This window comes from Streptomyces sp. NPDC054847 (assembly GCF_053610925.1).
This window is the reverse complement of record NZ_JBSGZJ010000252.1, coordinates 1-10,296: the sequence shown is the minus strand read 5'-3', so window position 1 is coordinate 10,296 and position 10,296 is coordinate 1. Positions and strand designations below refer to the sequence as shown.

The 10,296-nt window shown below is 74.7% G+C and carries 6 protein-coding genes and 1 pseudogene; 1 reads left to right on the top strand and 6 read right to left on the bottom strand.

Annotated elements, in window-relative coordinates:
* From ACWGH4_RS22705 to ACWGH4_RS22695, 3 genes and pseudogenes are all read right to left on the bottom strand, one after another.
* Positions 1-2,714, bottom strand: a pseudogene (locus ACWGH4_RS22705) (hypothetical protein); the annotation flags it as partial.
* Between the two features lie 39 nt (positions 2,715-2,753).
* Positions 2,754-3,677 (bottom strand): hypothetical protein, encoded by a 924-nt coding sequence (locus ACWGH4_RS22700; protein WP_453463748.1) that lies wholly within the window; start codon positions 3,675-3,677, stop codon positions 2,754-2,756.
* Positions 3,678-3,861: 184 nt separating this feature from the next.
* Complete coding sequence (locus ACWGH4_RS22695; RefSeq protein WP_453463746.1) at positions 3,862-5,406, bottom strand: hypothetical protein; 1,545 nt, start codon at positions 5,404-5,406, stop codon at positions 3,862-3,864.
* Positions 5,407-5,792: 386 nt separating this feature from the next.
* On the opposite strand from ACWGH4_RS22695, the gene ACWGH4_RS22690 reads away from it, so the two are divergent.
* Positions 5,793-7,070: an MFS transporter gene (locus ACWGH4_RS22690; protein ID WP_453463744.1), complete on the top strand. Its 1,278-nt coding sequence runs from the start codon at positions 5,793-5,795 to the stop codon at positions 7,068-7,070.
* A 54-nt stretch (positions 7,071-7,124) separates the two neighbouring features.
* Here the strand turns inward: ACWGH4_RS22690 and ACWGH4_RS22685 are convergent, their stop codons facing one another.
* The 3 genes from ACWGH4_RS22685 to ACWGH4_RS22675 form a co-directional block, all read right to left on the bottom strand.
* Positions 7,125-8,147: an SGNH/GDSL hydrolase family protein gene (locus ACWGH4_RS22685; protein ID WP_453463742.1), complete on the bottom strand. Its 1,023-nt coding sequence runs from the start codon at positions 8,145-8,147 to the stop codon at positions 7,125-7,127.
* Positions 8,144-9,313: a glycosyltransferase gene (locus ACWGH4_RS22680; RefSeq protein ID WP_453463740.1), complete on the bottom strand. Its 1,170-nt coding sequence runs from the start codon at positions 9,311-9,313 to the stop codon at positions 8,144-8,146. The genes ACWGH4_RS22685 and ACWGH4_RS22680 overlap by 4 nt, the downstream gene beginning before the upstream one ends.
* The coding region (locus ACWGH4_RS22675; protein ID WP_453463737.1) for a glycosyltransferase family 4 protein at positions 9,310-10,296 on the bottom strand (987 nt) is incomplete at its 5' end. The genes ACWGH4_RS22675 and ACWGH4_RS22680, both read right to left, overlap by 4 nt.

Here is a 10,296-nt window from a genome sequence, read left to right as displayed (position 1 = left end):
AGTGTCTCCTGTGCTTCGTGTGCGGCCTCGCGGGCCGTACGGGCGCCTTCGGCGAGCTCGGCGAGCATGCCGGGCGGGCAGTCCGCCCGCCATGCGCCGATCCGGGCCGCGAGGGACCGGTCGGCGGCGAGGCGTGCGGCGAGCACGCGGATCTCCTCGTCCCGCGCGGCCGCCCTGGCGCGCAGTGCGTGACGTTCCTCGTCGGCGGCGTGCTCGTCGTGCATCGCCGGGTTCGGCGGCACGAGGAAAACGCCCTCGTCCCCGTCGGCGTTCCCCTGCGGTACGGGGGCGAGCAGTGCGGCGGCGGTCCCGACGGCCACGGCGGACCGCGGCAGCAGGGCTGCTCCGGCGAGGACTTCGCGTGCGCGGGTGTGCGAGGCCGGGTCGGTGATCACGACACCGTCGACCAGTTCCGGCCGCGCCGCCAGCACGGCGGCGTGGTCGGCGGGGTCGACGGACTGGGCGAGGTAGCGCCAGCCGGGCAGGGCGGGGATGCCGTGCTCGCCCAGGTATTCGACGGTGGCGAGGACGTCGGGGCCGGGGGGCAGCAGGCCGCCGTCGCCGAGTGCGCCGAGGATGCGGGCGTCGTCGGCCGCGGCGGTACGAAGGTCGAACAGCTGCCGTTCCGCGGAGGAGACGGACTGGTCGAGCAGTTCGCGCAGCTCGTCGGCGAATCCGTCGAACTCCTCGACGGTGAGGGGCCCTTCGCCGGTACGGCGGCGGCCGCCGGAGAGCCGGCCGGAACGGCTGCTCGCGGGGGTGTCCCCGTCGGCCGCTGCCGAGCGGTGGGCCGTGTCCGGTGCGTCCGTCGTGGGGCTCTGTCCGTCGGCCGCCGCGGTGCGCGGGGAGGGGACCGGAACGGGCAGCGCCGGGGCGAGGCTCAGCAGGTCCGCGAGGCGTTCGTCCGCCGCGATGGACTCCGCGGCGCGGCGCTCCGCCTCGTAGGCGTGCTCGGCGGCGCGCTCGGCATCCGCGGCGCGGGCCGCGGTCAGTTCCGCGCGTGACTCCGCGGCGGCTGCCTCCTTCGCCCGGTCCGCCGTCGAGCGGGCCACCTCACGGGCCTCGTCCCATGCGGCGACGGCGGTCTTCTCCGCGTCGCTCGCCGCCAGGGCGGCACGTGCCGGATCGGCGTCGGGAGCGGTGTCGTCGAGCCATCCGGCCCGTACCGCCTCTGCGGTCTCCTGCTCGACCTCGCTCAGCCGCTGGCGGAGGTGGCCGATCTCGCTGCGGGCGCGCTGCGCCTCGGTCGCGGCGACGGTGGCGTCGCGGTGGGCGGCCTCGCCGGTTTCCTGGAGTGCGCGGGAACGCTCCTCCTCCTCGTTGGCGACGCGTTCGCCGTCCTCCGCGGCGGTGTGCAGGGCGCGCACCAGGTCGCCGGCGGCCTTGGCCCGGGCGGCGAGCGCGGGGGCGGCGTCCCGTTCGGCCTCGCGGATCGCCGCGGCGACACGGGCGGACCGGTCGGCGGCCGCCCGGTGGCGCAGCACCGCCTCCGCGGCCAGCCATGCGGAGTGCAGCGTGCGCGCGTCGATCAGCTCGCGGCGCTGTGCCGCGGCGCCCTTCTCCGCGGCGGCGAGTGCCAGCGAGGCGTGCCGGTACGCCAGTTCGGCGGCGACGAGGGAGCGGCGGTCGCGTTCCTGCTCGGCGCCGGTGACCGTGTGCGCGGCCGCTGTGACCTGCTGGGCGAGGTCCGCGGCGCGGGAGCGCTCGTCCGCGGCGCGGGCGGAGAGACGGCGTGCCAGGGTGCGGGTGCGGCGCTCCGCGCCGGCGTGGACGTCCCGGGCCCTGGTCCTGGCCTCCGCCGCGTCGACGATCCGGCCGAGAAGGTCGACGGAGCCTGCGGTGAAGTCCCGTTCCGCGGTGAGCTCCGCCCGGCGGCCGAGCTTGTTGCCGAACGAGCTGACGAGGTCGGCGAGACCGTCGGTGTCACGGGTGTCGGTGACGGCGCGCAGCAGCAGGTCGGTGAAGTCGGAGTCCTTCTTCACCGCGAACAGGCCGGCCGCCTCGCCCTCGTCGGCGTTCATCTCCCTTTGGTACCGAAACAGTTCCGGGTCGAGGCCGAGGTCGCCGAGGTGCTCGTTCCAGCGGTCGTGGATCTCTTCCCAGTGCACGTCGAGATGCGGATACGCCTTGCCCGCCTCGGTGATCGCGTCCCGGAAGCCCTTCATGGTGCGGCGGCGGCCCTGGGCGCCGGAGACTCCCTCGACGGGCGGACGGACGGCGGTGGACTCGGCCACGGGGAGCGAGTCGAGACCGAGGCCGGGGCCCGGCCGGAACGAGTACCAGGCCTCGGCGAACTTGCGGGGGTCGTTGGACACCTGGCGGCCGCGCCATTCGCTGACCTTGCCGACGACGACCAGTTCGCCGGTGAGCGTGTGCTGCCACTCGAGCGCGACGTGTCCGCAGTCGTCCGCGAGCAGGAACTTGCGCAGCACGCCCGAGCTGGCGCCGCCCAGGGTGTTGCGGTGGCCCGGCAGCATCACGGAGAAGATCAGCTTCAGCAGGACGGACTTGCCTCCGCCGTTCTCGAGGAAGAGCACACCCGCGGGCGCGGGCCGGCGCGGCGGGCCGACCGGCTCCTCCTCGAAGAACTCGGCCTGCGTGGGGGCCGGATCGGGCACGGGCTCGCCGACTCCGCGCAGGTCGAGCACGGTGTCGGCGTAGCGCGCACCGGCGGGACCGATGGAGTAGAGGCGGACCCGGGACAACTCGTACATGGCGGCGGACTCTCAGTCGTCTAACAGTTGCGCGGGCGGTTACGCGTGGAAGGGCAGGCCGGCGTCGGCGGCCAGGTCGAGGTCGTCGCCGTCGGGCGGCGCCACGAGCGTGGCCGAGCCGTCGCCGACCGGGACGACGCCCAGCTCCAGCAGCTCGGCCATCGCGGCGCTGCCCGCCATGTCGCGGACCTGCAACTGGTAGCGGGCGGTGGTGCGGTACGCGCCTCCGGAGTCGTCGCCGGTCCGCTGGAGGAAGCCGGAGTCGGTGAGGAAGGCGACGGCCTTGCCGACGATGCCGGTGGTCGAGCCCGCGAGGCGGCGGGCGTCCTTGGTGGCGCCGGTGGCGCTGCGGCGCGCGTAGACCCGCCAGGCCGCCTCCAGGCCGGGGGCGTCGCTGGCCGGGTCGGTGTTGTCGCCCTGCTCGTCGGCGCGCTCCTCGAGACGCCGGCAGGCCTGACGTACGAAGGCGTCGACGCCGTTGACGGTGATCCGGCCGATGTACCCGTCGTCGGCGAGATCCTCGGGGCGCGGGAAGGCCATGGCGGCGACGGCGAGATGGGCCAGGCCGTGCAGGAAGCGGTCGGCGGACTCGGCGGAGGCCCGGCGGGCGTAGTCGCCCATCCGTACGGCGAACACCGAGTCCTCGCCGGCGGTGACGGCCATGCCCGCCCGGGGCGACACCTCGAGCACGACCAGGCCGAGGCCGGTCGCGACCGCGTCGGCGAGGCGGGCGAAGGAGGAGTCCTCGCGGTAGCGGCGCAGCAGGTCGGCGTATTCGGCGTCGCGGGCCGGCAGCAGTTTGGGCTGGAGGCCGAAGGAGACGAGCCGCGCGGCGTCCGCCGCGTCGGCGGGCGTGACGCCGCCGGCGGCGGCCGCGGTGGTGGCCATCGGGCCGGAAGGGGGTCCCTGCGGGGCGGCCTGGTCGCTCCACGCGGCGGGGGGCTCGGCGTGGTGGTCGCTCACGGGGCTCCTCGGTGGTGAGTGGTCGGGTCGGAGGTGGGGGCGGGGCACGGCGGTGCCGCGGCGGGACGGCCGGCGCGGTGGGGACTCGATGTCGCGTCCATGTACGGCGGTGCGGCAGCGGGACGGCCGGCGCGGGCGGAGGTCATGTCGCCCCCATGCGCGGCGGGACGGCCGGCGGGGCGGCTCATGTCGCCTCCGCGCGTGCCGCCGCCATGCCCACCGCGTCGAGCAGCGCCGTGCCGACGATGAGGTCGGCGCCGCCGAACTCCGGGTCGTCGAGCTCGGTGCCGTCGTCGACGGCGAACAGCAGTCGCTGCTCGCCCTGGCGGTAGGCGGTGCCGACCGGCGGGCTCGCCGCGTGGACGGCCAGCAGCGCGACCAGGTACGGCAGTTCGGGGTCCCGGCGGCGGGCCTCGGCGAGCAGCCCGGACAGGCGGCGCGGCGCGTCGTGCTCGAGGTCGAGCAGGTCCATGGCGCTCGCCAGCTGCTCCTCGCTGAAGCGGCTGTCGTCGGGGGTGGCGATCAGGTCCGGTTCCGGCATCTCCGCGCCGAGGTGTTCGCGTTCCGCCGGAGGGGTCAGCAGCAGGTCCACCAGATCGCCGACCCGTACGGAGGACGGTGTGCGCAGCCCGGTGCCGCTCGCGAAGAACGCGTCGGTGACGCGGATGGCCGACTCCACGGGCAGCGGCAGTAGCGGGGCCAGCAGCTGGCCGTACAGGTCGAGGCCGCTGCGGGCGGCGGGCCGGGCGAAGGCCTGCCGGTCCTGTTCGGCGCGGAACAGGGGTCCGGCCTCCAGCAGCCGGGACTGGAGCTGTGTGTGCCGCCGGATGCAGTCCTTGACTATGTCCACGAGCTCGGCGGCGCGCCGCTTGTGCTCGGCCGTCTTCGGGTCGGCGCCGGTCTCGGCCTCGTCACGGGCCTTGCGGATGTTGGTGAGGATCGCGTTCTCGTGGCGGTAGCGGTCGGCGACGTGGTCGAGCGCCTCGGCGATCATGTCGGGGACGGTACGGAGCCAGTCGACGGCACGGACGTTGCGCCGGGTGGCTTCGAGGGTGCGGCGCAGTGTCTCGCTGTACTGCACGGTCCGGTAGCGGGCCTGTTCGGCGGCGAGTTGCGCGTCGGCGAGGCGGCCGCGGTTGATGAGTACCTCGAGCTTCACCTCGGCGGCGATCTGCGCGCTGGTGACATCGGTGTCGAGTGCGCCGACCAGCACGTTGACCGCTTCGTCGGTGGTGCGCAGATAGACGGTGCCGTCGCGGCCGGGGACTTCCTCGATGAGCTTGAAGTCGTAGTCACGGCGGGTGTAGACGCCGTCCGGTCCGAAGGTGCCGTACACGGCGCGGAAGCCGCGGTCCACGCTGCCCACGTTGATCAGGTTCTCCAGCACCCAGCGGGCGACGCGCTCGTGTTCGGCGGCAGGCCGCCCCGGGGCCTGGGCGGCGACCCGCGGGAGGAGGCGCGCGACTATCTGGTCGTGGTCGGCGCCGGTGTCGAAGTCCATGTTGAGCGTGACGAGGTCGATGGCCGCGAGGGCGACCTCCGCCATGGCGTAGACCGAGTACTCGCCCGCGAGATTCGCTTTGCGTACGTCCAGGTCGTGCAGGGGCGCGGTGCACGCGAGCGCGCGGAGCCGCCGCGCGAGCCCTTCGTCGGCGGCCGGGCCCTGCGCGGGGCGCGGCCCCGCGCTGAGCTGGGGCGGAGCGAGGTCCGTCGAGGCAGGCGAAGTCACGGAGGACAGATTAGGTCCTCGCACCGACAACGGTCGAAACGACGCAGAGCACCCTTCGGCGCCGCCCGCCAGGGACGGCCGCGCCCCGCGGGCCGCCCTGGGGTGCCGGCCTCGGCACCGCCCGCCCGAAGGCGCCGGCACCGCGTGCCTGAAGGCGCCGCAGTGGATATTTCGCCCACGGCCTGAACCTGCCTGTGCGGGGACCCGGTTGGGCTCCGGAAGCGAGGGAGTACGCGTCCGTTCTCGCCGGCGCGAGGCCCGAACGGCGCAGTGACGGCGGGAACGCTCAACACTACTCTTGCCGTATCGTTCAACAATCCCCTACCTTGGCGTGACCGTACACCGCCAGATGCTCCGTCCCGCTCCCCTCCCCCAGCGAGGTGCAGATGAGCACGCCACAGGTCCGGCAGAAGAACGACCAACTCCCGGAGGACACCGGAACGTTCGCCTGGCTGCGCGCCCTCGGCCCGCGCGGCCGCCGCGCCTTCGGCGGTGCGTTCGGGGGTTACGCCCTCGACTCGTACGACTACTTCACCCTGCCGCTGAGCATGGTCGCGATCTCCGCGTACTTCAGCCTCGACAACGGCAGGACCGGGCTTCTCACCACCGTCACCCTGGTCGTGTCCGCCGTCGGCGGCGCCCTCGCGGGCATCCTCGCGGACCGCGTCGGCCGGGTGAAGGCACTGATGGCGACGGTGATCACGTATGCCGTGTTCACCGTGCTCTGCGGCTTCGCGCCCAACTACGAGACGCTGCTGGTCTTCCGGGCCCTTCAGGGCCTCGGCTTCGGCGGTGAGTGGGCGGTCGGCGCGATCCTCGTCGCCGAGTACGCCACCGCCAAGCACCGCGGCCGCACGCTCGGCGCGGTCCAGAGCGCCTGGGCGGCCGGCTGGGCGCTCGCCGTGATCGTCTACACACTCGTCTTCCGGTTCGTCGACGCCGACACCGCGTGGCGCGTGCTGTTCTGGACCGGCGCACTGCCCGCACTGCTGGTGATCTACGTGCGCCGTAATGTGAGCGACGCCCCGAAGGCGGCGGAGCTGCGCCGCGCCGGCACCGCGCGCGGATCGTTCACCACGATCTTCAAGAAGGACCTGCTGCGCACCACGCTCTTCGCCACACTGCTGTCCACGGGCGTCCAGGGCGGCTACTACACCCTCGCCACGTGGGTCCCCACCTATCTGAAGACCGAACGCGGGCTGACGGTCGTCGGCACCGGCGGGTATCTCGCCTTCCTCATCTCCGGCGCCTTCATCGGCTATCTGACCGGCGGCTACCTCACGGACCGGATCGGCCGGAAGAAGAACATCGCGCTGTTCGCCGTGCTGTCCTCGGTGGGGATCCTCGCCTACACCAACATCCCCGCGGGCTCCAACAGCCTGCTGCTGGTGCTCGGTTTCCCGCTCGGGTTCTGCATGTCGGCCATCTTCAGCGGGTTCGGTTCCTTCCTGAGCGAGCTGTACCCGACGGCGGTCCGGGGCACCGGGCAGGGCTTCACCTACAACAGCGGCCGCGCGGTGGGCGCGTTCCTGCCGACGCTCGTCGGTTTCCTGTCCGACAACTGGGGCGTGGGCGGTGCCCTCGTCCTCGGCGCCGCCGGCTACGGGCTCGCCGTGCTCGCCCTGACCGGCCTGCCGGAGACACGCGACCGCGAACTCCTGTGACCGCCGCGCGACGACCCGTTCACCAGGGGACCCGGCACCCTCCGCCGCGCCCCCTCAGTCCCCCGTCCCCGGCCCGAGGTGCCCTCCCGGCACGGCCGGAGACATCGCCGCGAGCGCCGCGGACAGGGCCAGTTCGGCGCTGCGGTCGAGGCGGGCGCTCGTGCCACGGGCCCAGTGGTGCACCTCGTCGCCCGCGAGGCGCAGCAGCTGCGGCAGCAGGTCGGTGCAGCGGCGGCCCACCCAGGCGGTGCCGGCCGTCGCCAGCCACAGCAGCGCCTCCGCCGTGGTCGGCGGCGGCTGGTCGGGCTCGGCGTCCGGTGGACGGCCGTCGGCGAGACCGCGGGCGGCGAGCAGCTCGTGGAAGCGCCGGGCGAGCATCCGGTGGCCACGCTCCCCCGGGTGGAGCCGGTCGGCGCTCCACATGGCGCGGTCGGCCACCCATGCCGCGTCGGCCGCGTGCAGGTGGACGGTGTCGTAGCGGTCGGAGAGGGCGTGCACCACGGCGTTGACCGCCCGCTGGCGTCTGGCCAGGGGGCGGGCGAGCGGGACGGGCAGGCCGAACATGGCGCCGGGGTCGGGCAGGCACGCCGTCAGCAGCACGGTCCCGCGGGCGGCGAGCGCGGACGTGACGTCGTCCAGCCGCCGGGCGACGTCGGCTATGTCGAAGGTGCGGCGCAAGGTGTCGTTCACGCCGACGACGACGGACGCGATGTCCGGTGCGAACGCGAGAGCGGCGGGCGTTTGCGCCTCGGCGACATCCTTACTGAGGGCGCCGCTGACGGCGAGGTTGCGGAAGAGCACGGACGTGCCGTCGCCGCCGATCGTGCCGGCGAGCAGCGCCGCCCATCCCCGCCGGCCGCCTTCGACGGGATCCCCGACGCCGGCGGTCAACGAGTCGCCGAGCGCCGCGAACCGTACGGTCCGTACGGCACGGCCGCCCCGCTCCTTACCCGTGCGGCGGGACGGCACGGCCGGGACGCCGGGACCGTGGGCCTGCTCGTCCGTACGGGGCCCGGCGTCCGCTTCCGCCACCGACGCGGGCGGCGGGAGGCAGTCGGGTGTGCCGGCCGGCGTCATCGTCCGCTCCCCGGGCCGGAGGCCGGGTCCCCGGCCGGCAGCGCCTGGTGTGCGGCGAGGAACGCCGTCACCGAACGCTGCCAGTCGAAGAGTTCGGCCCGCGCCCGTGCCGCCCGGCGGCGCGCCTGCTCCGGGCGGGCGAGCAGCTCCAGGACAGCGGCCGCGAAGTCCGCTCCCGTTTCGGCCGCTGCGATCCCCGCGTCGCCCACGACCTCGGGCAGCGCCGAGGAGGCGCTGGCGACGACCGGGGTACCGCAGGCCAGCGCCTCGAGGGCGGAGAGCCCGAAGGTCTCGGCCGGCCCCGGGGCCAGGCACACGTCGGCCGCCGCCTGGAGGTCGGCGACCGCTTCCCGGTCGGGGACATGGCCGAGGAAGTGGACGGGCAGCCGGTCCGCGTGTGCCCGGCGCACGAGCGAGGCTTTCAGCGGCCCGTCGCCCGCGACGACCATCGACACCCGCAGGCCCCTCTCGCGCAGTGCGGCGAGCGCGTCAAGGGCGGTAGCGGGACGTTTCTCCACGGACAGCCGCGAACACAGCAGGAGCAGCACGTCGGCTCCCGCCGCGTGCCGGGCGCGCAGCAGTGCGCTGCGGCGTTCCGGCCGGCAGCGCCGCAGGTCGACACCGAGAGGTGCCCGTACGACATTGCGCGCCCCGATCCGTACGAACTCCCGCTCCGCCCACTCCGTCGTGCAGACGATCCATGAATAGGCCCACGCGCTGCGGCGGTTGAGCCGGTCGGCGGTGGCGGCGGCGACGGACTCGGCAAGGCCCCAGGTGCGCAGCACTCCGTCGGCGGTCTCGTGCGAGACCATCACCGAGGGGATCCGCTGCCGCCGCGCCCACTCTCCGGTCCAGCGCAGTGTGGTGCGGTCGGAGACCTCGAGCCGGTCGGGCGCCAGTTCCTCCAGCAGGCCGCGGAGCCGGCGCCGCCCGGCCAGCACCCGGTACCCGCCGGTGCCGGGGATCTCCGGCCCGGGCAGGGTGATGACCCGCCCCTGCTCGGTCAGCCGGTCGCTCTCCACCTCACCGGGGACGACGAGCACCGGCTCGTGGCCCGCGGCCAGGTAGCCGCGGCCGAGTTCGGCGAGCGCGGTGCGCAGCCCTCCGGACGAGGGGGTGACGAAGTTCGCCAGACGTACGATGCGCAGGCCGTGTCCCCCGCTCATGCGGCCACCGCCGTACGCGCGCCGAGCACATCGGCGTAGTGGTCGAGCAGCAGGTCCCCGACCACCGCCCAGGTCCTGCCCTCGACGGCGGCGAGCCCGGCCCGCCCGTACGCCGCCCGCAGGGCGGTGTCGCCGACGAGCGTGGCGACCGCCGCACGTACGGCGTCGGCGCTGTGCGGCTCCACGAGCAGCCCGGTCCGGCCGTGCGCGACGAGGTCGAGCGGGCCCCCGGCGGCCGGGGCAATCACGGGAAGCCCGCTGGCCATGGCCTCCTGCACGGTCTGGCAGAAGGTCTCATAGGGGCCGGTGTGCGCGAAGACGTCCAAGGAGGCGAAGATCCGGGCGAGATCGTCGCCGGTCCGCCGGCCGAGGAACACGGCGCCGGGCAGGGCGGCGCGCAGAGCCGTCCCGCTGGGTCCGTCGCCTACGACGACGAGCCGTACGCCCGGCAGCGCGCAGACCCCGGCGAGGAGTTCGACGTGCTTCTCGGGTGCGAGGCGGCCGACGTATCCGACGATCACCTCGCCGTCCGGCGCCAGGGTGCGGCGCAGCTCCTCGTCCCGCAGCTGCGGCCGGAAGCGCGTGGTCTCCACTCCGCGCGGCCACAGCCGCACCCGCTCGACACCGTGTTCCTCGAGGTCGCGCACGGCGGCGGTGGACGGCGCGAGGGTGCGGTCGGCGGCGCCGTGCACGGCCCTGATGCGCCGCCACGCGGCGCCCTCGCCCGCTCCTACGTAGGTGCGCGCGTAGCCGGCCAGGTCCGTCTGGTAGACGGCGACGGCCGGCAGGCCGAGGCGCGCCGCGGCGGCCATGCCGCGCACCCCGAGCACGAACGGGCTGGCGAGGTGGACGAGGTCGGCCCGGTGCGCGGTGATCGCCGCCGCGACCCGGCGGCTCGGCAGGGCGACGCGCACCTGCGGATAGCCGGGCAGCGGCAGCGAGGGCACGCGGACCACCGGGAAGGGGGCGGCCGCGTCACAGCT